The sequence below is a fragment of the Microbaculum marinum genome (assembly GCF_037855135.1).
Classification (GTDB): domain Bacteria; phylum Pseudomonadota; class Alphaproteobacteria; order Rhizobiales; family Tepidamorphaceae; genus Microbaculum; species Microbaculum marinum.
Map to the genome: position 1 here is coordinate 467,010 of NZ_JAZHOF010000001.1, position 25,956 is coordinate 492,965.

Annotated in this window: 23 protein-coding genes and 1 tRNA gene; 18 read left to right on the forward strand and 6 right to left on the reverse strand. The window is 67.2% G+C overall.

Annotated elements, in window-relative coordinates; translation table 11 throughout:
* Nucleotides 1-3 precede the first annotated feature (3 nt).
* The 4 genes from V3328_RS02190 to V3328_RS02205 form a co-directional block, all read right to left on the reverse strand.
* On the reverse strand, nucleotides 4-1,620 hold the full coding sequence (locus V3328_RS02190; RefSeq protein WP_340328002.1) for an acyl-CoA synthetase: 1,617 nt from the start codon (nucleotides 1,618-1,620) through the stop codon (nucleotides 4-6).
* Nucleotides 1,621-1,709: 89 nt separating this feature from the next.
* Nucleotides 1,710-2,237 carry a CAP domain-containing protein gene (locus V3328_RS02195; protein ID WP_340328003.1) on the reverse strand — a complete coding sequence of 176 codons (528 nt, stop codon included), beginning with the start codon at nucleotides 2,235-2,237 and terminating at the stop codon, nucleotides 1,710-1,712.
* Nucleotides 2,234-4,786 carry a DUF3772 domain-containing protein gene (locus V3328_RS02200; RefSeq protein ID WP_340328004.1) on the reverse strand — a complete coding sequence of 851 codons (2,553 nt, stop codon included), beginning with the start codon at nucleotides 4,784-4,786 and terminating at the stop codon, nucleotides 2,234-2,236. The genes V3328_RS02195 and V3328_RS02200 overlap by 4 nt, the downstream gene beginning before the upstream one ends.
* Before the next feature lie 69 nt (nucleotides 4,787-4,855).
* Nucleotides 4,856-5,494 carry a DedA family protein gene (locus tag V3328_RS02205; protein ID WP_340328005.1) on the reverse strand — a complete coding sequence of 213 codons (639 nt, stop codon included), beginning with the start codon at nucleotides 5,492-5,494 and terminating at the stop codon, nucleotides 4,856-4,858.
* 170 nt (nucleotides 5,495-5,664) lie between these two features.
* Between V3328_RS02205 and V3328_RS02210 the strand changes: the two genes are divergently transcribed.
* Genes V3328_RS02210 through V3328_RS02225 form a run of 4 tightly spaced genes read left to right on the forward strand, consistent with a single transcriptional unit; the run spans nucleotide 5,665 to nucleotide 10,636 of the window.
* Nucleotides 5,665-6,420 (forward strand): sulfite exporter TauE/SafE family protein, encoded by a 756-nt coding sequence (locus V3328_RS02210; RefSeq protein ID WP_340328006.1) that lies wholly within the window; start codon nucleotides 5,665-5,667, stop codon nucleotides 6,418-6,420.
* Between the two features lie 56 nt (nucleotides 6,421-6,476).
* Complete coding sequence (locus V3328_RS02215; protein ID WP_340328007.1) at nucleotides 6,477-8,567, forward strand: DUF3604 domain-containing protein; 2,091 nt, start codon at nucleotides 6,477-6,479, stop codon at nucleotides 8,565-8,567.
* A gap of 22 nt (nucleotides 8,568-8,589) precedes the next feature.
* Nucleotides 8,590-9,606, forward strand: coding sequence for a peptidyl-prolyl cis-trans isomerase (locus V3328_RS02220; protein WP_340328008.1), 1,017 nt, complete (start codon nucleotides 8,590-8,592; stop codon nucleotides 9,604-9,606).
* Nucleotides 9,607-9,616: 10 nt separating this feature from the next.
* Nucleotides 9,617-10,636 carry a HupE/UreJ family protein gene (locus V3328_RS02225; RefSeq protein ID WP_340328009.1) on the forward strand — a complete coding sequence of 340 codons (1,020 nt, stop codon included), beginning with the start codon at nucleotides 9,617-9,619 and terminating at the stop codon, nucleotides 10,634-10,636.
* Between the two features lie 7 nt (nucleotides 10,637-10,643).
* Here the strand turns inward: V3328_RS02225 and V3328_RS02230 are convergent, their stop codons facing one another.
* Nucleotides 10,644-10,949 carry a putative quinol monooxygenase gene (locus V3328_RS02230; protein WP_340328010.1) on the reverse strand — a complete coding sequence of 102 codons (306 nt, stop codon included), beginning with the start codon at nucleotides 10,947-10,949 and terminating at the stop codon, nucleotides 10,644-10,646.
* A 315-nt stretch (nucleotides 10,950-11,264) separates the two neighbouring features.
* Here V3328_RS02230 and V3328_RS02235 point away from each other — a divergent pair, with 315 nt between their 5' ends.
* From V3328_RS02235 to V3328_RS02285, 11 genes are all read left to right on the forward strand, one after another.
* Nucleotides 11,265-12,503, forward strand: coding sequence for an urea ABC transporter substrate-binding protein (locus V3328_RS02235; protein WP_340328011.1), 1,239 nt, complete (start codon nucleotides 11,265-11,267; stop codon nucleotides 12,501-12,503).
* A gap of 67 nt (nucleotides 12,504-12,570) precedes the next feature.
* Nucleotides 12,571-13,437 carry an ABC transporter permease subunit gene (locus tag V3328_RS02240; RefSeq protein ID WP_340328012.1) on the forward strand — a complete coding sequence of 289 codons (867 nt, stop codon included), beginning with the start codon at nucleotides 12,571-12,573 and terminating at the stop codon, nucleotides 13,435-13,437.
* A 20-nt stretch (nucleotides 13,438-13,457) separates the two neighbouring features.
* The gene (locus V3328_RS02245) at nucleotides 13,458-14,513 is read left to right on the forward strand and encodes an ABC transporter permease subunit (protein ID WP_340328013.1); all 1,056 of its coding nucleotides are present in this window, start codon (nucleotides 13,458-13,460) and stop codon (nucleotides 14,511-14,513) included.
* A 4-nt stretch (nucleotides 14,514-14,517) separates the two neighbouring features.
* Entirely contained in the window at nucleotides 14,518-15,246 is a 729-nt protein-coding gene (locus V3328_RS02250; protein WP_340328014.1) for an ABC transporter ATP-binding protein, read from the forward strand.
* Complete coding sequence (locus tag V3328_RS02255) at nucleotides 15,236-15,943, forward strand: ABC transporter ATP-binding protein (protein ID WP_340328015.1); 708 nt, start codon at nucleotides 15,236-15,238, stop codon at nucleotides 15,941-15,943. Before V3328_RS02250 ends, V3328_RS02255 begins: the two co-directional genes overlap by 11 nt.
* A 54-nt stretch (nucleotides 15,944-15,997) precedes the next feature.
* Nucleotides 15,998-17,512 (forward strand): amidase, encoded by a 1,515-nt coding sequence (locus tag V3328_RS02260; protein WP_340328016.1) that lies wholly within the window; start codon nucleotides 15,998-16,000, stop codon nucleotides 17,510-17,512.
* Between the two features lie 11 nt (nucleotides 17,513-17,523).
* Nucleotides 17,524-19,044 (forward strand): amidase, encoded by a 1,521-nt coding sequence (locus tag V3328_RS02265; RefSeq protein ID WP_340328017.1) that lies wholly within the window; start codon nucleotides 17,524-17,526, stop codon nucleotides 19,042-19,044.
* 31 nt (nucleotides 19,045-19,075) lie between these two features.
* Nucleotides 19,076-19,732, forward strand: a complete 657-nt coding sequence (locus tag V3328_RS02270) for an urease accessory protein UreF (RefSeq protein ID WP_340328018.1) — start codon at nucleotides 19,076-19,078, stop codon at nucleotides 19,730-19,732.
* A 10-nt stretch (nucleotides 19,733-19,742) separates the two neighbouring features.
* Nucleotides 19,743-20,435 carry an urease subunit beta gene (gene ureB / locus V3328_RS02275; RefSeq protein ID WP_340328019.1) on the forward strand — a complete coding sequence of 231 codons (693 nt, stop codon included), beginning with the start codon at nucleotides 19,743-19,745 and terminating at the stop codon, nucleotides 20,433-20,435.
* The gene (ureC, locus tag V3328_RS02280; protein WP_340328020.1) at nucleotides 20,432-22,135 is read left to right on the forward strand and encodes an urease subunit alpha; all 1,704 of its coding nucleotides are present in this window, start codon (nucleotides 20,432-20,434) and stop codon (nucleotides 22,133-22,135) included. Before ureB ends, ureC begins: the two co-directional genes overlap by 4 nt.
* A 16-nt stretch (nucleotides 22,136-22,151) precedes the next feature.
* Entirely contained in the window at nucleotides 22,152-23,000 is an 849-nt protein-coding gene (locus V3328_RS02285) for an urease accessory protein UreD (RefSeq protein WP_340328021.1), read from the forward strand.
* 45 nt (nucleotides 23,001-23,045) lie between these two features.
* On the opposite strand, the gene V3328_RS02290 is transcribed toward V3328_RS02285, so the two are convergent.
* Complete coding sequence (locus V3328_RS02290; RefSeq protein WP_340328022.1) at nucleotides 23,046-23,756, reverse strand: cysteine hydrolase family protein; 711 nt, start codon at nucleotides 23,754-23,756, stop codon at nucleotides 23,046-23,048.
* A 232-nt stretch (nucleotides 23,757-23,988) separates the two neighbouring features.
* Here V3328_RS02290 and V3328_RS02295 point away from each other — a divergent pair, with 232 nt between their 5' ends.
* The 3 genes from V3328_RS02295 to V3328_RS02305 all read left to right on the forward strand — a co-directional run bounded on the left by V3328_RS02295 (nucleotide 23,989) and on the right by V3328_RS02305 (nucleotide 25,839).
* The gene (locus V3328_RS02295; protein ID WP_340328023.1) at nucleotides 23,989-25,032 is read left to right on the forward strand and encodes an ABC transporter substrate-binding protein; all 1,044 of its coding nucleotides are present in this window, start codon (nucleotides 23,989-23,991) and stop codon (nucleotides 25,030-25,032) included.
* Nucleotides 25,033-25,189: 157 nt separating this feature from the next.
* Nucleotides 25,190-25,600, forward strand: coding sequence for a MarR family winged helix-turn-helix transcriptional regulator (locus V3328_RS02300; RefSeq protein WP_340328025.1), 411 nt, complete (start codon nucleotides 25,190-25,192; stop codon nucleotides 25,598-25,600).
* Between the two features lie 162 nt (nucleotides 25,601-25,762).
* Nucleotides 25,763-25,839: transfer RNA gene (locus tag V3328_RS02305), tRNA-Arg, on the forward strand.
* Nucleotides 25,840-25,956: the final 117 nt, after the last annotated feature.

A 25,956-nucleotide genomic window follows, 5' to 3' on the forward strand; every position in this document is an offset into this window, starting at 1 on the left:
CCGTCAGGCGCGATCGCGGAGCAGGCGGCGGATCACCTTGCCGGTCGTCGTCAGCGGCAGTTCCTCCAGGAAGGCGATCTCGCGCGGATACTCGTGCGCCGCCAGCCGGTCCCGCACGAAGGCCTGGATGTCGGCGACCAGTTCGTCGGAGGGAACGACGCCCTCGCGCGGCACGATGAACGCCTTGACGATCTCGGTGCGTACGGGATCCGGCTTGCCGACGACGGCGGCCAGCGCGACGGCGGGATGCGAAATCAGGCAGTCCTCGATCTCGCCGGGTCCGATCCGGTAGCCCGCCGACGTGATGACGTCGTCGTCACGGCCGACGAAGGAAAAGTAGCCGTCCTCGTCGACGACGCCCTGGTCGCCGGTCTTCATCCAGTCGCCGACGAACTTCGCCTCGGTCGCCTCGCGGCGACCCCAGTACTCGAGGAACATCACGGGGTCGGGACGTCGCACGGCGATCTGGCCGATCTCGCCCGGCGCAAGGACATTGCCGTCCTCGTCGATCACCGCGACGTCGTGGCCGGGCACCGGCTTGCCGATGGCGCCGGAGCGCGAGACGCCGACGGCGGCGCAGGAGGACAGCACGAGATTGGCCTCGGTCTGGCCGTAGAACTCGTTGACGGTCAGTCCCAGCGTCTCGCGGGCCCAGTCGTAGACCTCCCGGCCGAGCGCCTCGCCGCCGCTGCCGATGGTGCGCAACGACAGGTTCCAGCGCCGGCGCGGATCGGGCACCTTGCGCATCATCCTGAGCGCCGTCGGGGGGATGAAGGCGTTGCGGACGCCGAACTCGGCGATGAGCGAAAAGGCGAGTTCCGGATCGAACTTCTCGAACCGGTAGGCGATGACCTTCACGCCGTGAAACAGCGACGGCAGCAGCACGTTGAGCAGCCCGCCGGCCCAGGCCCAGTCGGCCGGCGTCCACATCACGTCGCCGTCCTGCGGGAAGAACTCGTGCGGCATCTCGACGCCCGGCAGGTGGCCAAGCAGCACGCGATGGCCGTGCAGCGCGCCCTTGGCCGAACCGGTCGTGCCCGACGTGTAGATGATCAGGGCGGGATCGTCGGGTCCGGTATCGGCGGGGTCGAACATGGCCGCGGCCCGGTCGATCTCGCCATGGAAGCTGCGCGCCTCCGCGGTCGCGGCGCCGATCGAGAAGACGGCCTCCAGCGTCTCCGGCCGCGCGCCGAAGCGCGACACCTTGACAAGACCCGCCTCGTCGGTGACCAGCGCCCGTGCGCCGGAATCGGTCAGCCGGTATTCCAGCGCGTCGACGCCGAACAGGGAGGCGAGCGGCACGGCGATCGCACCGAGCTTGTAGACCGCCAGATGGGCGATCGCCGTCTCGGGGCACTGCGGCAACAGCAGCGCGACACGGTCGCCGCGCCCGATCCCGGCGGACCTCAGCACGTTGGCGAAGCGGTTCGACCGGTCCCGAAGCTGTCCGTAGGTGACGGACTCCACGGATCCGTCCGCCGTCTTGTGCTCGATGGCGACGCGGGCGGGATCCCGGTCGGCCCAGACGTCGCAGGCGGCGACGCCGATGTTGAAACGGTCGGGGATCCGCCAGCGAAAGCGCCGGACGAGGTCGTCATATGTCGAAGCGTGCGGGAGCATGGCTGTTTCGGTTCCGGGAACGGCGGCCGGATCGTAGGAATGCCCCGGCGGGATTGCAACGGCGGCGGGCGACCGCGCCGCCGCCGTCCTCACGCGGGCTTCGCCATCACCAGCACCCAGTAGACCTTGTACTTGGTGTTCGCCAGGTAGGCGGCGGCGATGCCCATGTCGGTGGCCGCCGGCATCAGCATCGCGGCGCGGTGGGGAGCGCTGTCGCGCCAGCCCGAGAAGGCTTCGGCGAGGGTGTAGTAGCCGGCTGTGACCGATTCCTCGACCTCGGCCTGCGAGTAGCCGGCGGCGGCCAGCCGGGCGTCGAGCTTGCCGTCGGGGCGGATGGTGGGGCTGGCGCCGGCCTTGGTCGCAAGGTCGCGGGCATAGACGCGGGCCAGGGCCGTGAGCCTGTCGTCCAGGGCCACCGGGCCGACGCCGTTGTTGGCCCGGTAGGCGTTGATGATCTTCAGGGCCTCGGCCTCGTCCAGGTCGCCGGAGACCTCGGCCAGGTTCTGGTACATCGGCGGCCGGGAGGCGGTCTCGGGACCGCCGCACGCCGCCAGGGCGAGGACGGCCGACAGGATCAGGGCGGCCCTCGGCCAGCCGGACAGATGCGGACTGTTCATTCGGTTTCGGTGCCCGGGACCGGCGGTGCGCCGGGCCCGCCTCTGGTCAGTGCTGCCTCGAGACGATCGATATCGCGCAAGTGGACGTCTCGCTGCGGGAACGGGATCTCGATGTTCGCCTCGCGCAGGCGCTTCAGGATCTCGAAGCGGAAGTCGCTGCGCACCGTCAGCGTCGTGTTCACGTCACCGATATAGGCAAAGAGGTTAAAGACCAGCGAAGAATCGCCGAAATCCATGAAATAGACGCGCGGCTCCGGGTAGGCGAGGACGTCGGGATGGGCCCGCGCTATGGCGAGCAGGATGTCGCGCACCTGCTCGGGGTCGGCGCTGTAGCTGACGCCGATCGGCACGATGACGCGGCCCATCATGCTGGAATGCATCCAGTTCTTCACCGTACCGGTGATCAGGTCGGAGTTCGGCACGATGACGGTCGCCCGGTCGAAGGTCTCGATCTCGGTGGAGCGGATCGAGATCTTGCGCACGTTGCCCTGATCCGCCCCGACGACGATCCAGTCGCCCTCCTTGATCGGCCGCTCCGCCAGCAGGATCAGGCCCGAGACGAAGTTGTTGACGATCGATTGCAGGCCGAAGCCGATGCCGACGGACAGGGCGCCGGCGACGATCGCGACGTTCTGCAGATTGAAGCCGAGATAGGTGACCGCGAAGATCGCGGTGATGATGATGCCGATGTAGCCGACGATGGTGCGGATCGAGTTGCGCAGGCCCAGATCGAGCTTGGTGTTCGGCAGGAAGCGGACGCCGAGCCACTTCTGCAGGGCCCGGGTCGCCACGAGACCGATCGCGAGGATGATCAGCGCCGCCAGGATCGACGACAGCGAAATCGTGACGTTGCCGATACGAAGGCCGAAGAACGCCTTCTGGATCCAGATTCGCCAGGCGCCGGTGTCGAACCCCCAGGGCAGCAGGACGAGCGTCGCGCCGAGCACGATGACCGCCAGCCGCAGGGCGCCGCTGGCGATCAGTGCGAACTGCATCGTGCCCGACTCTGAAATCCCGAACGCCGACGCGAGGGCGTAGCCGATCCGGCTCTCGGGCCGCAGGATCGTCTCAACCAGTTCCTCGATGAGACCGAGAAGCAGCCAGACGAGCGCAATGACCGCGCTTGCGAAGACGAGCTGGAGGATGATGAAATTCGCAAGGGCGATGTAGCCGGCGACCAGGGCGACCACCGAGACGGCCAGGACGATCCAAATCAGGCCCTTGAGCCAGGTCCATATCAGGCCCGCCTGTCCGTCTTCCGCTGCCGACCGACTCGGTCCCGCCAGCGACAGGCGCCATAGCCCCGTCGCGATCAGCGCGATCAGCAATATGTCCGTCAGCGCCCGCTTGGCGATCTCCAGCGACACCGGCGCGTACAGGATTTCGTTGGCCTTCTCCAGATAGACGCCGATCCCCAGGACCGCCGCGATCGCGGTGATCGTCACCACGGTCTGGGCGGCCAGGGCGTCGGACAGATCGAGTAGCCGCCAGCCCGGGCGAAGCGGCGCGCACAGGGCGCGGGACAATCCGAACAGAAATGCGAATACCGCAACGGCGGCGATCACACCGCGGTTGAGGTCGACGAGCCTCTCGGAGACGAGCCCGCTGGCGTTGAGCGCGACGAAGAGGACCCACGCCGCCATCACGGGGATGAGCCCGTCGGTGAAGACGACGAGGACCGCCCGCGACAACTTGCGCAGCCGCGGCACTTCATCGGACTCGCCGAGGGCCGGTGCGAACCGCCGCACGTAGCGACGAAGGTAGAAGCCGACCAGCACGGCTCCGAGAGCGGCGCCCAGCAGGATCAATATGGCCTGCGTGTTGACGTTGCGGGCGGCGATCGACCAGGAATCGTCGAACAGGATGCCGAACGACCGGCTGACGCGGGGCAGCGCCTGGATTCCCTCCAGCCACAGGTTCGGGTTCAGGACGCTCTGGCTCTGGACGGTGAGCGACCTCGTGAAGCGGGCGCGTCGCAGGCTGGCCGTATCGCGGATGACCTGTTCGGCCTGGACGATCGCGATCCTGACCTTCTTCAGTGCGGTATCGGCTCGGGCGAGCGCAGCGGATTCCGCGGCGCGGCGTTCGGCGATGTCGGGCGCTTCGGGTGGTTCTCCCTCCGCCGGGGCGGGTCCGAGCTGGTTGAGGCGATCCTGTATGGCAGCAACTTCGGGGGCAAGCTCGCTCTCCAGCCTGCGGGCGTCCTCGATCACCTCCTCGGCGCGCGCGCGCTGGCGGCTGAGCTGGTCCTCGCTGATGCTCTCCCGGTCGATCGCCAGCGCCATGTTGTCGAGCTCGACCTTCCACGCATCCGCCAGCTCTCCGGCCGCGCTGCGACCGACGGGCAGAGGCGCCGCCGGCGACGCGGACGGCGCAGTATCGGGGGTCGTTGAGCCGGGCTCCGCAGGGTCAGAGGAGTCCGTCGCCGGCCCGGACTGCGTACCGGACTGCGTGCCGGACTGCTGGGCGCCGAGCGGGGTCTGCCCGACCAGGATCAACGCAAACAGGGCGACCAGTGCCGCAATCACCCGCCCGTGTCGGGGTGTCATTCGCAACCTCACGTTAGCTTTGCGAGGCACAATAGACGGGATATTCCGGCCGGACGAGGGCGGCACGCCCTAGACCGTGGTCCGGCGCCGCGACGAGCGCGACTTCCAGGCCAGCCCGGCCAGCAGGGCGACCGCCACGAGGAGCACGATCGCCAGGACGGTCCCCTGCCAGTGACCGAGATGACGGACGAGGTTGCGGACGCCGGCGGTATGGTCGGCAAGGTAGTAGGCGCCGAACCCCCAGGTCCCAACCCAGAGGAAGCCGCCGATAGCGTTGAGGACCAGGAATCGCGGCCAGGCCATGCCGGCCGTTCCGGCGACCAGGCCGTTGAGCTGGCGCAGGATGTCGAAGAACCGAGCAAAAACGACGGCGACCGGTCCGAAGCGGGCGAACACCGATTCGACCTTCTCGAACCGCGCCGGAGTCATGCCGATGCGGCCCCCGTAGCGCAGGATCAGGGAGCGGCCGAACCTTCGCCCGATCCAGTACCCGACGCTGTCGCCGGCGACGGCTCCGACCCATGCCCAGACGGCCAGACCGATCATCGAAATCTCGCCGCGCGCGGCGAGCGCGCCGGAGACGACGAGCAGGCTTTCGCCCGGCAGCGGCGCGCCGAAGGATTCCAGGAAGATCACCGCGGCGACGGTGATCGGCCCGTGCGCCTTGATGTAGCCTTCCGCGTCGATGAGCAGCGATTCGTACGCCATCGCTCCAGTCTAGCGCCATTCCGTCCGGCATTCGCAAAGATGTCTCCGCTCGCAGGACGGGGTTGCGCCACACGCATTTGCAAAGACCCGTTGGGCGGGGCAGTCTGCCATCAAATCCCGGCTCCATCTCCCCTCCGCCGGCTTCCGCCAACCATCAAAAGCGGTCTTCCATGTCCGATACAGCCGTGCTCGAGCCGCGCATACTGGCGGCCCTGGCCGCGATCTATCTGCTCGGCGGGTTCGTGAAGGGGGCGGCCGCCTTCGGTCAGCCGCTGTTCACCATCCCTCTGTCGAGCCTGATGCTGCCTGTGCCGACGGCCATCGCCATTTCGGTCGTGCCGGTCTTCGTTTCCAACATCCTGCAGCTGTTCCAGAATTTCGCGGTCTGGCGCGAGGCGCTGCCGTACTGGCCGTTCTACCTGACGCTCCTGATCGGCATGGTGATCGGCCTGCAGGCGCTGACGTCCGTGGATCAGGAGGCGCTGCTGATGGTGATCGGAGCACTGATCCTGGCCTTCGTCGTCACGCGGCTGATCGACCGGCGCGGCCACCTGCCGCCGCCGCCGGGGCGCGTGGTCATGTCGGCAACCGGCTTCCTGTCCGGACTGGCCGCCGGAACGGCGTCCTTCGTGGCGTTTCCCTCACTGCTGATGTTCACCTCCTACGACCTTGACCGAAGGGTGTTCGCCTTCCTCACCTGCGTCATGTTCATCATCGTCACCGTTACGCTGTCGGGCGGACTGGCGGCCTTCGGCCTGTACGGCCGCGCCGAACTCCTGACGGGCGCGCTGTGCATCGCGCCGTCAGCCGTCGGACAGGTGATCGGGCAGCGCATTCGCGACCGGATATCGGACCGCCTGCTGCGGCGCATCATGCTTGCCCTGCTGGCGGGCATCGCCATCAGCCTTGTGCTGCGCGGCCTGTAGCGCCCTTGACACCCGGTATCGGCTTTGTGCTTACCTAGGGTACGGAAGGAAGGCGCATGAAGTATTCTTACATTGCAGCCACGCTGGCGATTTGCGCGGGCGCGATTCCCCTGCTGACGGTGTCCGGGACCGCGCAGGCGGGTTCAAACCCGCCGTTCAAGCAGACCGAAACGCGCGAATCATGCGATTCCTACGACTCGCTGAAACAGCCCTTCTTCGGAGAACTGCACCTCCATACGAGCTATTCCTTCGACGCCTACACCCTGTCGGTGCGCAACGATCCGAATGCGGCATACGAGTTCGCCAAGGGCGGCGAGATCAAGCTGCCGGCCGCGTCCGCCAGGGGCGGCGGACCGCAGACGCGGACCGCCCAGTTGCGCCGGCCGATCGACTTTGCCGCCGTCACCGACCATTCCGAACTGCTCGGTCCGATGGAGATCTGCACCCGGTCGCCAAAGGGGACGACAGGGCGCGACAGCCTGCAGTGCCGTCAGATGCGCACCGGCGAAGTGCGGCCGGGGAACCCGAACTCGTTCAATCCCACCGGCGTTGCCGCCCTCTGGGCGGCCAATCCGATCGCCCGCCCCAACGGCGCCGGTCCGCTGCGCCCGCTTTGCAACGGCGCCAACTGCAAGGCGGCGGACGTCTCCATCTGGCAGTCGATCCAGGAGGCCGCCGAAACGCACTACGATCGCAGTTCCGACTGCAAGTTCACCACCTTCGTGGGCTACGAGTACACGGCCCAGCCGCTCGGCAGCAATCTGCACCGCAACGTCATCTTCCGGAACGCGGACGTTCCGTTCCTGCCGGTGAGCAACGTGACCACGCGGGGGCCGTATCCGCCGGTTCTCTGGAAGAAGCTGCGGAACCGCTGCGTCGACAAACCGGGGTCCGACTGCGATGTGCTCACCATTCCGCACAATGCCAACCTGTCCGGCGGGATGATGTTCCCGGATCCGGCGGACGAGGAGGAGGCGGCCGAGCGGGCGTTCTTCGAGCCGCTGACCGAGATCTACCAGCACAAGGCGGCGTCCGAGTGCCGGTACGACCGGGAGGCCCAGCACGGGGTCCAGACCAAGGACCCGCTGTGCACCTTCGAGCAGATGATCAACGACATTCTCGCGCCGCAGGCCGATCCGCCCGACATCTACAACTTTCCGCCGCGCAACATGGTGCGCAACGCGCTCAAGGACGGCATGGCGCTGGCCGAAGGTCTCGGCGGCACCAATCCCTTCAAGTACGGCCTGATCGCCTCGACCGACAGCCACAACGGCGATCCGGGCGATACGGTGGAGCAGGACTTCCAGGGACATGCGGGAAGTACCGACGCCCCGGTGATCCCGATGCTCTCCAACGTGCGGCTCGGACCCGGCGGCCTGGCGGTGGCATGGGCCGAGGAGAATTCCCGCGACTCGATCTTCGAAGCGCTGCGCCGGAAGGAAACCTACGGCACCAGCGGGACCCGGCCGGTGGTTCGGTTCTTCGCGGGCTGGGACTACGAGTCCGGCATGTGCGGGCAATCCGACCGGATCCAGCTCGGCTATGACGGCGGCGTCCCGATGGGGGGCGACCTGTCGGTGCCTCCGGACCAGGGGGACAAGCCGCGGTTCATGGTGGCCGCGCTGCGCGACACCAACAGCGCCAGGCTGGAGCGCGTCCAGATCGTCAAGGGATGGGTGACGGAGAGCGGCAAGACCCGTGAACGCGTCTACGACGTGGCGGGGCGCGAACGAAAGTATTCGAGGAAGTACATCCAGAAGGTGTGCGACGCGCAGGCGGCCAGCATCGGCCAGCCCACCGTGTCGCTGCCGACCCGCGGCGCCAACGAGCTCTGCACGGTCTGGACCGACGAGGATTTCAGGTCCGACCGGCCGGCGTTCTACTACGTGCGGGTTCTGGAGACGCCGGTCTGCCGGTGGAGCACACTGAGCTGCCAGTCCGCGGGGGTGAATCCCTTTGCCCGGCCGAAGGTGTGCCAGCGCCAGGCGACGCGCGCCAACAATGCGGCGGCGCGGGCCGGCGAGATCGGATGGGGCGAGGTGCCCTTCGACGTCTGTTGCCTGACAGAGCAGAACGATCCGTTCTTCGAGCCTGCCATTCAGGAGCGCGCCTGGACCTCGCCGGTCTGGTATGCCCCCGGGGGCTGAAACGCCGGCGCGGTCTCGGCGGATGCTGCCCGCGCTGATACGCGCGCCGGTGCTGCACTTCGTCCTGCTCGGCGGCCTGCTGTTCCTGGCCGACACGGTCTGGCAGAACCGGACGGCGGCAGGCCATGCCGATGCTGCCGGGATCCCGCTGTCGATCTCGGCGAGCGACATCGACCAGATGCGCCGGGACTTCTTCGTCCAGAACAGGTTCCCTCCGACGCCCGAGCAGCTGTCCGCTGCCGTGGAGACGGCGATCGAGGAGGAAGTCCTCTATCGCGGAGCGCTCGATGCCGGGCTCGACCGCGACAACGAGGCGGTCCGGCAGCGTCTGGTGCAGCTGGCGCGCTTCGTGTCCGACGATCCCGACCAGGATCCGGAGGCGCTCTACCGGATCGCGCTGGACCTCGGGCTCGACCGCAGCGACCTCGTCGTGCGACGGCAGCTGTCCATGATGATGCGGCTTGCTGCGGCAAACACGCCGATGACCGGCGAGACGCCGCCCGACGATGCGGAACTCGAAGCCTATCTGCGCGACAATCCGGAAAAGTTCGTCCGGCCGCGCCGCGTCAGGATCACGCACGTCTACTTCAGCGAGGATACGCACGGCGCGGCGGCGCGGCGACGGGCAGACAAGGTTCTTCGATCGCTGCGTGACGGACGCCTCGGTCCGGACCAGGCGGTCGAGGCCGGCGATCCGTTTCTGCTCGGTCACCATCTGCCATGGCGGACGTCGACCGAACTCGAGATCCATTTCGGCCCCTCCTTTGCCGAGGCGACGGACGACCTGAAGCCGGGAACGTGGTCCGGACCGGTCAGGTCCGGGTACGGCTGGCACCTGATTCGCATCGATGACGTCGAGCCGGCCAGCCTGCCGCCTTTGGCCGAGATCCGCGACAGGGTGCTGGCGACCGTCATAGCCGATCGTCGCGAATGGCGGGTGCGCGAAACGGTGGAACAGATGCGGTCCCAGTATCGCATAGAGGTCGAGTGGCCGTCCCCCGACCGGGTGTCGGCAACGGGGGTCCGGAGCGATGGCTAGGGGCTTTCGATTGGGACTCGTACCGGTTCTTGGCGTCCTGGCGCTGCTGCTCCTCTCGGCGGCGGGCGAGCTGGCGGCGCATCCGCTTGCGCCGTCGCTGCTGGAAATCGTCGAAGGCGGGGCGGGCCAGGTTGACGTGCGGTGGAAGACGCCCGCCAACAAGGTTCCCGGCAGCGACCTCCGACCGTCGCTGCCGGCGCATTGCCAGCCGGACGGCGGCGTCCTACAGGAAGCCGCCGGCACGGCCATCGTCCAGCGCTGGCGGGTCGTCTGTTCGGCCCCGCTGCCCGGCAGCACCGTCGGCGTCGACGGCATCGCGTCGAGCAAGGCCGACGTGATCCTGCGACTGACGCTTGCCGACGAACAGGTGGTGAGCACCGTTCTGACCGCGGACCGGCCGACCTTCGTCGTACCCGACAGCGGCGGGCCTGGAACCGTGCTGCGCAGCTACGCGACCCTCGGAGTAGAACATATCCTGTCGGGCCCCGATCACCTGCTCTTCGTCCTCGGACTGATGCTGCTGGTGGCGAGCGGACGTCAGCTTCTGTGGACGGTGACGGCGTTTACCGCCGGCCACAGCGTCACGCTGTCGCTGGCGGTCCTCGGGTTCGTCAACGTCCCCTCGGGGCCGGTCGAAGCGCTGATCGCGCTGAGCATCCTGATCGTCGCGGTGGAAGCCGTGCGCGGTCCATCGGAGCGCCCCACAGCCCTGCGCCGGTTTCCCTGGGCGATCGCCTTCGCCTTCGGCCTGCTGCACGGCTTCGGCTTCGCCGGTGCGCTGGCCGAGATCGGCTTGCCCGCCGGAGAGATCCCGCTGGCGCTGTTCTCGTTCAACCTCGGCATCGAGATCGGCCAGCTGATGTTCTGCGCGGTCGTGATCGGGCTCTACATGGCCGCAAGCCGACTGCCGTTCGAACGGGCCTCACAGCTCGTCCCGGCCCGCCGGGCCGCCGCCTACGTGATCGGCACCCTCGCCGCCTACTGGGTGTTCGAGCGGACGGCAGCGACGCTGGCGCCGCTGATCGCCTGAGCAGCCGTCAGGCGTCGTCCCGGCTCGCCACTTCGACCGAGGTGAACAGGTCGACCGGCGGCGCGACGAGTGTCTTTGCCGCCTCGAAGAAGCGTGCCGTGGCCGGGGAGGCGTTGTGGCGGTCCTTGGCCGCTTCATCCACGAACCGCTCGTAGGTCGTGAATATCGTCGGCTCGCCCAGCGACCGGCTGACGAAGAAGCCGACCGTGTCCGGCTCATGGTCGCGGACGTAGGCGGCGACATCCCGCAGCGCCTCTTCCAGCGCATCCTCCGAACCTTCCACCGCGCGAATGACGGCTGTGATGGTGATCATGATCGTCCTTTCCTCGTTGCGCCGCGGGCGGACAGAGGCTGGCCGCGCCGGCATGCCGCGCCGGTGCCACCCCCGTGGCCCACGGCATGACGTTTCATCGTCTGGAGCCGGCCCCGCGACGGGACTGCCCAGTTCTTGTGCAAGGCGGATCGAGAAGCGCCCATGCTGTGAACATGCATCTGAAATAATCCATATAAAACATACGTTTGACCAGACTCAGCCCGTTCCTTGTGCAGCTACAATGATCGCCTTGACTTGGGAATTCCCTACTATTCAAACTCATATAGTTGAAAAAGCAACTAATGAGGTTGGCTGATGCCCAAACTGTCTCGTCGTGATTTCCTCCGCACAGCCGCCGCAGCAGGCGCGGCGTCGGCGCTTCCGCTGCCTTTCGCCGCCCATGCGGCCGACGACGCGATCCTTGTCGGAGGGCTGCACGACCTGTCGGGCCCTATCGACTTCGCCGGCATTCCCATGAACCAGATCATGCAGCTCGCGGTCGAGGAGATAAACGCGTCCGGAGGCGTGCTGGGCCGCGAGGTCAAGGCGGTCGTCTACGACCCGCAGTCGAACATGTCGATGTACTCGCAGTACGCGACGCAGATGGCGCTGAAGGACAAGGTCGCCGTCGTGCAGGGCGGGATAACGTCCGCGTCGCGGGAGACGATCCGGCCGATCTTCCATCGCTTCAAGACCCTTTACTTCTACAACACGCTCTACGAGGGCGGCGTCTGCGACCGCAACGAGGTCAGCCTCGGCACGACCCCGGCGCAGACCGTCGAGAAGCTCGTGCCCTACGTGATGAACCTCTGGGGCAAGAAGGTCTACACGGTCGCGGCCGACTACAACTACGGCCAGATCACCGCGGCCTGGGTGAAGCGCTTCGTCGAGGAGAACGGCGGCGAAGTGGTCGAGACCGAGTTCTTCCCGCTCGACGTCACCCAGTTCGGCTCGACGATCTCGAAGATCCAGGCCGCCGCGCCCGACATCCTGATGAGCGTGCTGGTCGGCACCGGGCATCTCGGCTTCTACCGCCAGTGGGCGGCGGCCGGCATGAAGGACAAGATCCCGATGGCCTCGACGACGTTCGGGGCGGCCGGGGCCGAGCCGATCATCATGACGCCGGAGGAGGCCAACGGCATCGTCACCTGCTACGGCTACTACCCGACCATCGACAGCACCGCCAACAAGGACTGGCTGGCGCTCGTCAAGGACCGCTATCCCGAAGACACCCCGATCCTCAGCGAGCTTTCCGAGTGCACCTGGGAAGGCATGATGATCTGGGCCGACGCGGTCAACGAGGCCGGGACGCTCGACCGCGAGCCGGTGCTCGAGGTGATCGAGAGCGGCAAGACCTACGACATGCCGGCCGGCAAGGTCTCCATCGACCCGAAGACTCATCACGCCATCCGCGACGTCTACATCGCCGACCTGCAGGACCGCGTCTTCGAGATCAAGGAGAAGTTCGAGCAGGTCCAGCCCGCCGACACGCAGGGGGTCTGCAACCTCGAAGAGACGCCGGACGCCAACGTCCACCACGAGATCTCGCTGTGATGGCGGCCGCCGGTCCGCGTGACGACCGGCGGCCAACCCTTACGACCGGCACCGGGAACCGCCGCTGATGGATTTTGCACTTGTCGTCGTCGTCGAGATCGCGCGCGCCATCGCCTGGCTCGTCCTGCTCTCGGCGGGTCTGGCCATCATCTTCGGGATGATGCGCGTCATCAACATCGCCCACGGCGAGTTTCTCATGCTCGGCGGCTACACGGTGATCATGGCGACCAAGGCCGGCTTCAACCTGTGGCTGGCGATCCTGGTGTTCGCGCCGCTGGTGGTCGGCATCTTCGGGATCGTGGTGGAACGGGTCATCATCCGCTTCCTGTACGGCCGGCTACTCGACTCGCTGCTGGCGACATGGGGCCTGTCGCTGCTGATGGCCGGCGGTGTCACCATGCTGTTCGGCAACACCGTCGAGGGCGTGTCGACGCCGCTCGGGGGCCTGACGATCGGTCAGTACCAGATAGCCATCTACAACCTCGTCCTGATCCTCTTCGCGGTGCTCCTGCTGGTGTCGATCTGGAGCGTGCTGAAGTTCACCAATGCCGGGCTGATCGCCCGTTCGGTGATGCAGAACCCGAACATGGCGCAGGCGCTCGGCGTCAACGCGACGCTCGTCTACATGGCGACCTTCGGCATCGGCGCGGCGATCACCGGGCTGGCCGGCGGCCTCATCGCGCCGGTCACCGGCGTCGTCCCATCGATGGGCGTCAACCTGATCGGCCAGGCGTTCATCACCGTGATCACCGGCGGCGCCTCGGTGGTGGCAGGGACATTGTCGGCGGCCACGACGCTCGGCAGCATCAGCCAGGCGATCACCTTCGCCGCCGGCCCCGTCTACGGCGACGCAGCCCTTCTCCTCGTCGCCCTGATCCTGCTGCGCATCCTGCCGCAGGGCATCACCGGCCGCATCTTCACCCGCAGCATCTAGGCAGGGACCAGAGACCGCACATGGAACGCCCACTCATCAAGGACGTCGGCTTTCACGTAATGATCCTGATCGGGCTGGTGGTCATGTTCGGGGCGCCGTTGGTCTACGATCTCTTCCAGATCATGCAGATCACCCAGTACGTGGTGCTGTCGGTCTATGCCCTGTCGCTGGCCTACATCTGGGGCTTCGGCGGCATCCTGTCGTTCGGCCAGTCCTGCTTCTTCGGACTCGGCGGCTACACCTTCGCGGTTGCGTCGATAAACATGGGCGAGACCACCCTGCCGTTCGCGCTGGCGTTCATCCTGCCGGCGCTGTTCGGCGCGGCGCTCGGCTACTTCATGTTCTACGGCCGCCTCTCCGACGTCTATCTGGGTGTCGTCACCCTGGTGGTGACGCTGATCTTCTGGAAGCTGATCAATCACACCGCCGGCCCGGAATACGCCATCGGCGACGCTCGGCTCGGCGGGTTCAACGGCATCCCCTCGATCCCGATCCTCAACATTCCCGGCCAGCCCGACGCCTGGCTCGATCCCGAGCAGATGTTCGAGGTCTTCATGGCGGTGCTGATCGTCGTCTATGTCGGCCTCAGGCTGGTCATCGCATCGGATTTCGGCCGGATATCGGTTTCGATCCGCGAGAACGAGACGCGCACGAGTCTGCTCGGCTACGACGTGCGGCGCCACAAGGTGGTGGTGTTCGCGCTCGGTTCCGGAATCGCGGGAATTTCCGGGGCGATGTGGGCCACCTACCAGACCTTCATCGACCCCAACGCCTTCAGTCTCGAAATGTCGGCAAAGGCGCTCGTCTGGGTGATGGCCGGCGGCGTCGGCACCCTGGTCGGGCCGATCCTCGCGGTGATCGCGCTGCAGTGGGTGTCGCTGAAGCTGGGCGAGCTCAACATCATGAACAACTACGTGCTGCTGGGTCTGATTCTCATCCCGCTGGTGCTCGTCCTGCCGCGCGGCCTGGTGCCGTCGATCCGGATCTGGGCGCTCGATGCGTGGACGATCTGGAAAAGCCGGCAAGGCGACCCCGGCGGCCGTCGCCTGGCCGATCCCAAGCCCGCGGCCGAGTAGCCTCATGGACGACTTCAAGATCATCCGGACCGAGGGGCTGACCATGCGGTTCGGCGGCGTCACCGCCGTCGACAACGTCGACTTTGCCGTCGACGACGGCGAACTTCGCTGTCTGCTCGGGCCGAACGGCGCCGGCAAGAGCACCTTCTTCAAGTGCCTCACCGGCCAGCTCACACCGACGCAGGGCACGATCGAGTTCAAGGGCGCCCGCATCGAGGGGATGAACACCCACGACATCGTGAACCTCGGCATCGGCATCAAGACGCAGGTGCCGAACCTGTTCAACGGGCTGACCGCCTACGAGAACGTCCGCATCTCGGCCCGCCGAAAGCATCTCAAGCAGATCGCCGGCGAGAAGGCGATGGAGATGCTCGAACGCTGCGGCGTGGCGGGGCTCGCCAGGCGGGAGGTCGGGCTGCTGTCGCACGGCCAGCGGCAGCTCGTCGAACTGGCCATGGTGCTTGCGGGCGAGCCGACGCTGGTGCTGCTCGACGAGCCGGCGGCGGGCATGACCGGCGAGGAACGCGACAGGCTTGCCGGTCTCGTCACCGAGATCGCCAGGAGCGCCTCGGTGATCGTGGTCGAGCACGACATGCAGTTCATCCGCCAGATCGCCCGTCAGGTCACGGTGTTCCATCGCGGCGCGATCTTCATCGAGGCGCCGGTGGCCGAGATCATGTCGAACCCGGCGGTGCAGGAAATCTACCTTGGAAAGAGCGCCGATGCTGCTTGAAGTCTCGGACCTGAAGGCCGCCTACGGCGTCGTGCCGGCCTTGCACAGGGTCACCTTTCACGCCGCCGCCGGAGAGGTGGTCGGCATCCTCGGCCACAACGGCATGGGCAAGACGACGCTGCTGCGCTCGATCATGGGCTTCGTCAGCGTCACCGGCGGCGACATCAGGTTCGAGGGAAGGTCGATCAGGGGGCTGCCGGTCCACCAGCGCGCGGCGCTCGGTATCGGCCTCGTTCCTCAGGGCCGCGAGATCTTTCCCAACCTGACGGTCGAGGAGAACCTGATGGTCGGCGTGGCCGCCGCGAAGGGAGACATCGCCGCCCGCGTCGCCGATGCCCTGCGCATGTTTCCTCGCCTCGAGCGGCTGATGGACCGGCGCGGCGGCGCCCTGTCCGGCGGCGAGCAGCAACTGCTCGCGCTCGCCCGCTGCCTGTGCCGGCAGCCCAAGCTGATGCTGCTCGACGAGCCGACCGAGGGCATCCAGCCGTCGATCATCGACGAGATCGCCGAGACGCTCCAGCTGCTCGCCGAGCAGAGCGAGATCACGATCGTGCTGGTCGAACAGAACCTCGACTTCATCACCGGCCTCGCCGAGCGCGTCTACGCCATCTCGAACGGGATCCTCGACAGCGAGATCCCGCGCGAGCGGCTCTCCGACAGCCGGGCGGTGAGCGAGTACATGGGCTTTGCCGCCTGAGGCTGCCCGAACAGTCCGAACGATACCAAGCGTAACGAACCAGGGAGACAGGCCATGGCCGTGCAAATGCCCACCGAAGCCCAGGTGAAATCGATCGCCGAGGAACTGGGTTTCACGCTCAGCCCCGAGGACGTCACTTCGTTCCGGGGGATGATGGGCGACTATGTCGGCGCCTACAACATCGTCGACAAGATGCCGGACGCGCTGCCCGAGGTCACCTATCCGCGCACGCCCGGCTACCGGCCCGGACCGCAGGAAAACCCGCTCAACGCCTGGTACGTGAAGTCCACCGTCAAGGGATCCGGCACGGGTCCGCTGGCGGGCAAGACGGTCGCCCTGAAGGACAACGTCATGCTCGCCGGCGTGCCGATGATGAACGGCTCGTCGACGCTCGAGGGCTACGTGCCCGACGTCGATGCGACCGTCGTGACGCGCCTGCTGGATGCCGGCGCCACCATCACCGGAAAGGTCCACTGCGAGTGTTTCTGCCTGTCGGGCGGCAGCCATACCAGCGCGCTCGGCCCCGTCCACAATCCCCGCAAGATGGGCTACAGCGCCGGCGGCTCGTCGTCCGGTTCGGCGGCCGTGGTGGCCACCGGCGAGGTCGACATGGCGATCGGCGGGGACCAGGGCGGTTCGATCCGCATTCCCTCCGCCTATTCCGGCACGGTCGGCATGAAGGGAACCTGGGGCCTCGTTCCCTATACCGGCGTGATGCCGATCGAGATCTACTTCGACCACACCGGCCCGATCACCCGCACGGTCGCCGACAACGCTCTGTTCATGGAGACGCTGGCCGGCCCGGACGGCTACGACTCGCGCCAGACGAACTGCAAGACGGCGACATACACGGAGTATCTCGACAAGGGGGTGGCCGGCCTCAGGATCGGCGTCCTGAAGGAGGGCTTCGGCCATCCCGTCTCGGAGCCCGACGTCGACGAAAAGGTGATGGCGGCGGCCAGGCGGTTCGAGGATCTCGGCGCCACCGTCGAGGAGGTCTCGATCCCGATGCACCTGACGGGTCCGGCGATCTGGGCACCGATCGGCCTCGAGGGGCTGACCCAGACGATGATGCTCGGCGACGGCTACGGCACCAGCCGCCAGGACCTCTACGTCACCTCGCTCATGGACTACCACCGGGGCTGGCGCCGCCGGGCCGACGAACTGTCGGAGACGCTCAAGCTGACGATGCTGTTCGGCGCCTACGCCGACAAGATGTACGGCAAGCGCTACTACGGCAAGGCCGTGAACCTGACCGGCAAGCTGCGGGCGGCCTACGACGCGGCGCTGGAATCGTACGACATGCTGCTGATGCCGACGCTGCCGCTGAAGGCGACCAAGCTGCCCGAGCCTGACGCTCCGCGCGAGGAGTACTGCATGCGGGCCTTCGAGATGCTGTCCAACACCTCGCCCTTCAACATCAGCCACCACCCGGCGATTTCCGTGCCCTGCGGGCTGTCCGACGATCTGCCGATCGGCATGCAGCTCGTCGGCCGGATGTGGGAGGAGGGGACGCTGTACCAGGCCGCGAACGCGTTCGAGCAGTCCGGCGACTGGACGACCTTCTAGGGAGCGCGACGATGGTTCAGGCAACGAAACCGACGATCGGCGAGATCATCGACATCGGCACCGCGCTCGGCGCTCACTATTCCGACGAGGACGCCGCGTTCATCTCCGAGATCATCACGCCGCTGGTGGTCAATGCCGGGCAGGTGCTCAGCATGCCCGACTACCTGCCGGAGGTGAAATATCCGCGCACGATCGGCTACCGGCCCGAGGGCAACGAGAACCCGCTCAACGCCTGGTACTACAAGTCCGAGATCAAGGGTGCGCCCGAGGGCCCGCTGGCGGGCAAGACGGTGGCGCTGAAGGACAACGTGCTGCTGGCCGGCGTTCCGTGCATGAACGGGGCGTCGGTCCTGCAGCAATACGTCCCTGAGGTCGACGCCACCGTCGTGACCCGGCTGCTGGATGCCGGCGCGACGATCCTCGGCAAGGCGCACTGCGAATATTTCTGCCTGTCCGGATCGAGCTACACGTCCGACATCGCCCCCGTCGAAAACGCGCGCAAGCCGGGCTATTCGGCCGGCGGATCGTCGAGCGGGTCGGCGGCGCTGGTCGCGGCGGGCGAGGTCGACATGGCGGTCGGCGGCGACCAGGGCGGGTCGATCCGGATGCCGGCGTCCTTCTGCGGCATCGTCGGCCTGAAGCCGACCCACGGCCTCGTGCCCTATACCGGCATCATGTCGATGGAGGTCTCCATCGACCATACCGGGCCAATGACCGCGAACGTCGCCGACAACGCGCTGATGCTGGAGACGCTGGCCGGCGAGGACGGCTGGGACATCCGCCAGCGCAACGTCGTGACCCATCCCTACACGACCTTCGTCGACAAGGGCGTCGAGGGGATGAGGATCGGGATCCTGAAGGAGGGCTTCGGCCGGCCGGAGAGCGATCCGGAGGTAGACGAGAAGGTGCGGACGGCAGCCGCGAAGTTCGCCGAGCTCGGCGCCGTGGTGGAGGAGGTCTCTGTGCCGATGCACGACGAGATCGCCGTCATCTTCCTGCCGATGATCGCGGAAGGCATGGTGCGGCAACTCACCTTCGGCGCCGGCCTCGGCTCTGGACTTGCGGGATTCTATCCGCCGAGCCTCCTGCACAAGAACCAGGACAACGGCCTCAGGGCAGACGAGTTTCCCGATACGGTGAAGGCGCTGTCGACGCTCGGCACCTACGTCATGAACAAGTGGGGCGGCCGCATCTACGCCCGCGGCCAGAACATGCGGCCGTGGTTCGTCAAGCGCTACGCCGACGTGTTCGAGACCTACGACCTGCTGCTGATGCCGACAACCGCGATGCCGGCGGTCAAGCTGCCCGAGGCCGACTGGTCACGCCAGCAGGTGATCGAGCGGGCCTGGTGCATGCTCGGCAATACCATGCCCTACGACTACACCGGCCACCCGGCCATCTCGATTCCCTGCGGGATGACGTCGGAGGGGCTGCCGGTCGGATTGCAGCTGGTTGCCACTCACTTCAACGAGCCGGCGATTTACAAGGCCGCCGGTGCCTTCGAGGCGTCCACCGACTGGATGACGCCGTGAGGTCTTTTCGCCGGGGCCAGTCGAGGCCGTCATGACCCGATCCCTGCTCCTGGCGATGCAGATTGCCGACAGCTCGTTCCCGAGCGGGGCGTTCGCGTTCTCCTGGGGCGCGGAAGCCGCGCTGGCGGACGGGATGTTGAGCCGGGGAAGTTTCGGAAGCTGGCTGGCGGTCGAGATGCTGCAGCGCTGGCACCGCTTCGACCGGCGGGTCGTCGCGCGCGCCTGGCACTGCCGGGGAGGCGAGCTGGAGGCATGGGACGGCGAGGTCGACACGCTGTTCTGGGCGGAGAGCCACCGCGCCCGGTCGATCCGGGCGGGGTCGGCATTCCTGACCGGGGCGGCGCGGATGGACGACAGGGCTGCACAGGATATCCGGGCGGCGACCGCTGCGGGCCGGATGCGCGGCCACGGGTCCGTTGCGCAAGGCGCCGTTTTCGCCTCGATGGGCCTCTCGATCGAGCTGGCGCTCACCGTCTCGGCGCACGCCACCGCGCAGGGACTGGCGTCCGCCGCCATACGGCTCGGGATGATCTCGGCCATCGACGCGCAGCGGGCCTATTCGGACCTGCGTCCGGCGCTCGCCGACGCGCTCGCGCCGCCCGATGCCGCGGAACGGCCGTCCGCGTTCGCGCCGATTTCCGAAATCGCCATGTTGCGGCCGGCCGAGAGCCGGCTGTTTGCCAACTGAAGGCAGTCCCATGAACCTGACGCCGACGGAACTGGAACGCCTGACGATCTTCACCGCGGCGGAACTGGCGCGCCGCTACCGAGGAGAGGGCGTCCGCCTGAGCCTGCCGGAGGCAACCGCGCTGATCGCCGACGAGATCCTGCTCGCCGCGCGCAAGGGGATGCAGCATCCCGAGCTGGTGGCGATGGCGGCGACTATCCTGACCGCCGGGGAGGTGGAGGCCGGCGTTCCGCAGATGCTGCGCACCCTGTCGGTCGAGGTGTCGATGGCGGAAGGCACCAAGCTGGTCACGATCTTCGATCCGATCGCGCCGGGCGCCGACGACGGACCGGCGCCGGGCGAGGTCATCCCGATGGACGGGGAGATCGAGATCAACGCAGGCCGCGAACGGGTCGAGGTCGAGGTTCTCAATACTGGCGACCGGACCATCCAGGTTCGTTCGCACGCGCATTTCTTCGAGGTGAACCGGGCGCTTCGCTTCGACCGCCGGGCGGCCTTCGGCATGCGGCTCGACCGGCCGGCCGGCGGCGGCGAGCGCTTCGATCCCGGCATCGCCAGGACGGTGACGCTCGTTCCCTATGGCGGGGCGCGGAGGATCAGCGGGTTCTCGATGCTGACCGAGGGCCAGGCCGACGACCCGGCGGTGCGGGAGGCGGCATTCGCCCGGGCGGCGGCCTCCGGTCATCTGGAGGAGACGCCATGAAGATGTCGCGGCGCCAGTACGCCGCCCTCTACGGCCCGACCACCGGCGACGTCTTCCGCCTCGGCGATACCTCGCTGCTGGCGGAGGTCGAGCACGACCACGCGCTGCCCGGCGAGGAACTGACCACCGGCGCGGGCAAGACGATGCGCGACGGCGAGGGCTTCTCCGTCGGCGGAACCGACGCCTCCGGTGCGCTGGACATGATCGTCCAGAACGCGCTGATCCTCGATCCGGTCCTCGGCGTCGTGAAGGGCGACATCGGCGTGCGGCGGGGCCGCATCGTCGCCGTCGGCAAGGCCGGCAATCCCGACATCATGGACGGCGTCACGCCCGGCCTCGTCGCAGGGCCGAACACCACGATGATCCACGGCGACCAGATGATCGTCACCCCCGGCGTCATCGAGGCGCACGCGCATTTCCTGTCGCCGCAGCAGGTCTGGCATGCGTTGGCCGGCGGCTGTACGACGATGATCGGCATGTCGCCGGGCCCGCATTTCGACACGAGCTGCGCGGGACCGCACACGCTCGGCCGGCTGATCCAGGCCGCCGACGAGTATCCGATCAACTTCGGCTTCCTGGGGCGCGGCTGCTCGGATCCCGGCGCGGTCACCGAAAGCGTGGCGGGCGGGGCGCTCGGCGTGAAGATCCACGAGGACCTCGGCGCCTCGCCGGCGGTCATCGACGGCTGCCTGCGGGCTGCCGATGCCGCGGATTTCTCGGTGCACATCCACACCGACACGATCAACGAGTTCGGCTATTGCGAAGACACGATGGACGCCGTCGCCGGACGCACCATCCACATGTACCACACGGAAGGAGCAGGCGGGGGCCACGCGCCGGACATTCTGGCGGTGAACGGCTGGTCGAACGTGATCCCGTCGTCGACCAACCCGACCAATCCGTTCACGCCGGCGGCGCTCGAGGAAGGCGTGCCGATGACGATGCTCGCCCACATGATGAGCTTCGAACTGCCGGAGGACGTGGCCTTCGCCGAGTGCCGGATCCGGCCGCAGACCATGGCGGCCGAGGACATGCTGCACGACATGGGCGCGATCTCGATCTTCGCGACCGATACGCAGGGCATGGGACGGCTGGCGGAGAACGCCACCAAGGCCTTCCAGCTCGCCTCCGTGATGAAGGATCGCGTGGGCCGCCTCGCGGAAGAGAAGACCAAGGGCGCCGACAACGAGCGCATCCTGCGCTATCTCGCCAAGCTGACGATCAATCCGGCGATCGGTGCGGGCATCGACAGCCATGTCGGCTCGATCGAGGCGGGCAAGCTCGCCGACCTCGTCGTCTGGCGGCGCGACCATTTCGCGGCGAAGCCTGAGATGGTGATCAAGGCCGGCGAGATTGTCTGGTCGAAGATGGGCGACGGCAACGGCAGCTTCATCGGCGCCGAGCCGCTGGTCCAGCGGCCGATGTGGGGGGCGTTGGGCACCGCCAAGCACAAGGTCGGGTTCACCTTCGCCAGCCGGCTGGCAATCGACAACGGCGTACAGGCGCGGCTCGGCGTGCAGAAGGAGATCCTGCCGATCCGCTCGGTCCGGGCGCTGTCCAAGGCCGACATGATCCGCAATGCCGCCACCCCGAAGATCGCAGTCGATCCGCAGAGCTTCGCGGTCACGGCCGACGGTGTCTCGATGGACTGTCCGCCCGTCACGAAAGTGCCGCTCGCCCGCAGCCATTTCCTGCGCTGAGCCGGCGCGACCGTCGGTGAACCGCGTCGTCGACACACAGACCCTGCGGCCACTGTCTCCGCCGTGCGCGCTCGATCTCGCTGTGGACGTCGGCGCCGACGGACGCAGCCGTCTGCTGCGCAGGCGCGTCGCGTTCCCGTGGTCGATGGGCCGCGGGTTCGCGCCGGAGTGGCCCGGCGAGCCGATCCTCATCCTGCCGCAGGCCGCCGGCGCCGGCCTCCTGTCCGGTGACGACGTCGAGCAGCGCCTCGAAATTCGATCCGGCGCCGCCGCGCGGCTGGAAAGCGCCGGCGCAACGATGGTGCATCGCGGCGACCGCGGCGCGGCCCGGTCACAGTGGCGGTTCCGGCTTCGGGAGGAGGCAGCTCTCGTCGTTGCCGCGGAACCCCACGTCCTGGCGTCGGGCTGCCGGCTGGAACTGCGGACCGACATCGAGATCGAGGACGGCGCCAGCTTCATCGGCTTCGAGGGGATCTGTCACGCCGCCTCTCTGTCAGGATCCGAACCAGCCGGGGCGTGGTTTGCGGAGACACGCGTAAGGCGGTTCGATGGCCGCACCCTGTTCGTCGACCGGCAGGAAGCGAAAGCGGACGATGCCGGGAGAGTGAAGGCGCTGCCGGGCGCGCCCTCGGCGTTCGGCACCGTTCTGGTTCTCGGACCGGCCGCCGACCGCTGCGGCATTGCTCCCGGCGCCCTCGAGTTGCCCGGCGTCTACGCGGCCGCGGCGGTGCTTCGAGCCGAGGCGGGACTGGCGGTGCGGATAGCTGCGCAGACCGGCGGCGCCCTGCGAACTGCCGGCAGGCAGCTGGTCAGCCGGGCTGCGTCGGCGCTGGGGCCGGCCTGGAGCCGAACGGCAATACGGTGACCGCGCCGTCGGTCCCCAGGACCGCCAATCGCTCGAAACTGCCGGCTATTCGGCAGCGATGAGTTGAGCGGTGGATCGTTCGATCGTCTCCCAGACGCGGTCGGTCGACTGCAGGTCGGAGAAGATCGCTGCCATGTTGCTGAGCGTCGCGTTGTGCTCCCAGTCGGTATGGGTGGCGTTGCCGTCGGTGACGAAGATGACCTTGTAATTGAGCTGGTTCGCGTCGCGGGCCGTCGACTCGCAGCAGCAGTTGGTCAGGGTTCCGGTGATGATCAGCGTGTCGATGCCGGCCTCCTGAAGAATGTCGTGCAGGGGGCAGGTGCCGTGCACGAAGCCGCTGAACCTTGTCTTGTCGACCACCAGGTCGCCGTCGAGGACGTCCAGCCCCGGCCACAGGTCGTGGTCGTGCGATCCCGGCGTGAAGGCTTCCTTCAGGACGCCCGAATGCTCGCCCGACAGGGTATCCTCGTACCAGGCCGGCCAGCCGAGGGGCTCGTTCGCATCGTAAGTGAAGCGCAGATAGACGACCCGGCCACCCGCCTCCCGCAGCGCGGCGCTGATGCGATTGACGTTGTCCACAATTTCGCGGGCGACCGGAACCTCGACCGGCGCGCCTTCGCGCATGAATCCATTCTGAAGGTCGACCACCACATGAGCCGTCCGGGACGGATCGATCCGGTCGAACAGGACATCACGGTCGCCGCGAAGCGCCCGCGAGCGGTCGCGGATTTCCTGTGGAATCTCAATCTTGTGCATTGCTTGACCTCCGCCTCTTGCGAAGCGGTGCGGCACCGACCATCGCCAGCCCGGCGTCGAACTTCCACTCGGGCTGCGGCCTCCACACCCTGCTTCGCCGCCGATTGATTTCAAAGTGGATAGTTGAACTATGAATTATCACCTTGAAACATAGTGCGATGCAACAAATAATTGATGCGGTGCGGCAGACTTCGGGCGAAGTCGTGTCGGACGGCAACGGACCTGGTGGCAGATGCGTATCGGATTGCTGCAGCCCTACTCCGGACCATGCGCAATCTGGCGTATCGGCGGGCAGGCGTGCGCGGCGCTGGGGGCCTGCGAGCCGGTGGCGGGCCGGGTCGAGGACGACACGCCGGTCGAACTCGTTCCTGCCGATTGCGGCTACACCCTGGAATCGGCCACTGAAGCCGCGCTCTACCTGCGGGACGTCGAAAACGTCGATCTGGTGGTCGGCATGCAGCCCAGCCACCAGCGCAACGCCGTATCCCGCGCCCTCGGTGGCCAGGTGGCCTACATCTATACGCCGGAATACGAAGGCGGCTGGTGCGGCCCCGGGGCGATCCCGATCGGGGTCTCGGGCTGGGAAGTGCTCGGTCCCGGCGTGAACTGGCTGCACGAGAAGCGCAAGGTGCGTCGCTGGTTCTTCGTCGGTAACGACTATCTGTGGCCCCGTGCGGCGCACGCGGCCGCGGTGGCGAGCATCCACGCTTCGGGCGCGCAGCTGGTCGGCACCTCCTTCCTGCCGTTCGGCACCCAGACCTACGACCGGCTGTTTCGAGAGATCAGGGCGTGCCGGGCCGACGGCGTCATCGTCGTGCTGTTGGGGGAGGAAAGCGTGCGTTTCCACCGCGCCTTCGGCGAGGTGGGACTGGCACGCAGGATCGCCCGGTTCTGCCTGGCCTGCGACGAGACGCTGCTGTGGGCGCTCGACGCCGGGGCTGCCCAGAACCTGTACGCCTGCCAACCCTATTTCTGGGGTGTGCCTTCGCCGGAGCGCGATTCGATGATCGACCGGTACAAGTCGGCGTTCGGCCCGGCCCAGCCGCCGGTCACCTCCTTGACGATCGGCATCTACGACGGGGTCCGTCTGGCCCGGGCGCTGGGGCGTGTCGCCGAGAGGCCGGACCGCGCCTCCATTGCCCGTCTGGTGCGCAACGGTTTCGATCGGAATTCGGCGCTGCGGCTGCTCGGATTTCCCGCCCATGGCGCAGGGGGCTACCGCCTGACGCTCGCCGTCTCCGACGGCCACACCTTCCGGCCGCGTCTGATCGCCTAGAAAATCCAGAATTATCCCGCCGTCGGCCCGCGACACCGCGTCCGCTTTGTCTTTGTTGAACCCGCCGCAATCGCATATTACTTAATCGAATGATTTGATTCTCAACTGTGTCAGAAGAAACTATTCCCGGAGGCGACGCATGTCTGGAGCGAGATCTGTGACGAAGTTCGATGAGAAGCTCGTGTGGATGCTGGCTCGCGCCAACAGGCGTCTCGAACACGAACTCGAGCGGGAGCTGAAGCCGCGAGGCGTTCCTCTCGAACAGTTCCGGGCCCTGGAAGCCCTGCACCAGCGGGGACCGATGCCGATGAGCGAACTGGCGGAGGCAGCCTTCGTGGAGCGTTCGACGATGACCAAGATCGTCGACCGGATGGTGGCGGCCGGCCACGTCTTCCGGGCTCCCGACGAGGAAGACCGCCGCCGGATCAATATCGTCCCGACCGACGAGGGCCTGGCGCTTCACGACAAGCTTTCGGCCATTTCGGTCGACCTCGAGGAGCGGATCACCCGCATTCTCGACGAGCCGCGCACCCAGACCCTGCGCCGGCTGCTCGCCTCGCTCGCCTGACGACGGATCCCGATGATAAAGACGCTGCATCGGCCGGTATGCGGGCGATCGACCACGCCCAGGCAATGTTGACCCGAATCGCGCATCCTCTTGCCGCGACGGGAGTTTTTCGTTCCTACTTCCAAAATCGGGCAGGGGATTGTAGGTTTGTATCCGTGGAAACTCCCCGTAGCTCAGCAGGATAGAGCACAGGATTCCTAATCCTGGGGTCAGAGGTTCGAATCCTCTCGGGGAGGCCATCGATTCCCGCGCTGCCAGACATCGGGATCGCGCATCATTCCGGAGCGATGGGTATTTCAGGCCGGCGACCTGCCGCCGACATTTCCACGGCCGGACAGTCCGGCCATCCCGAACCG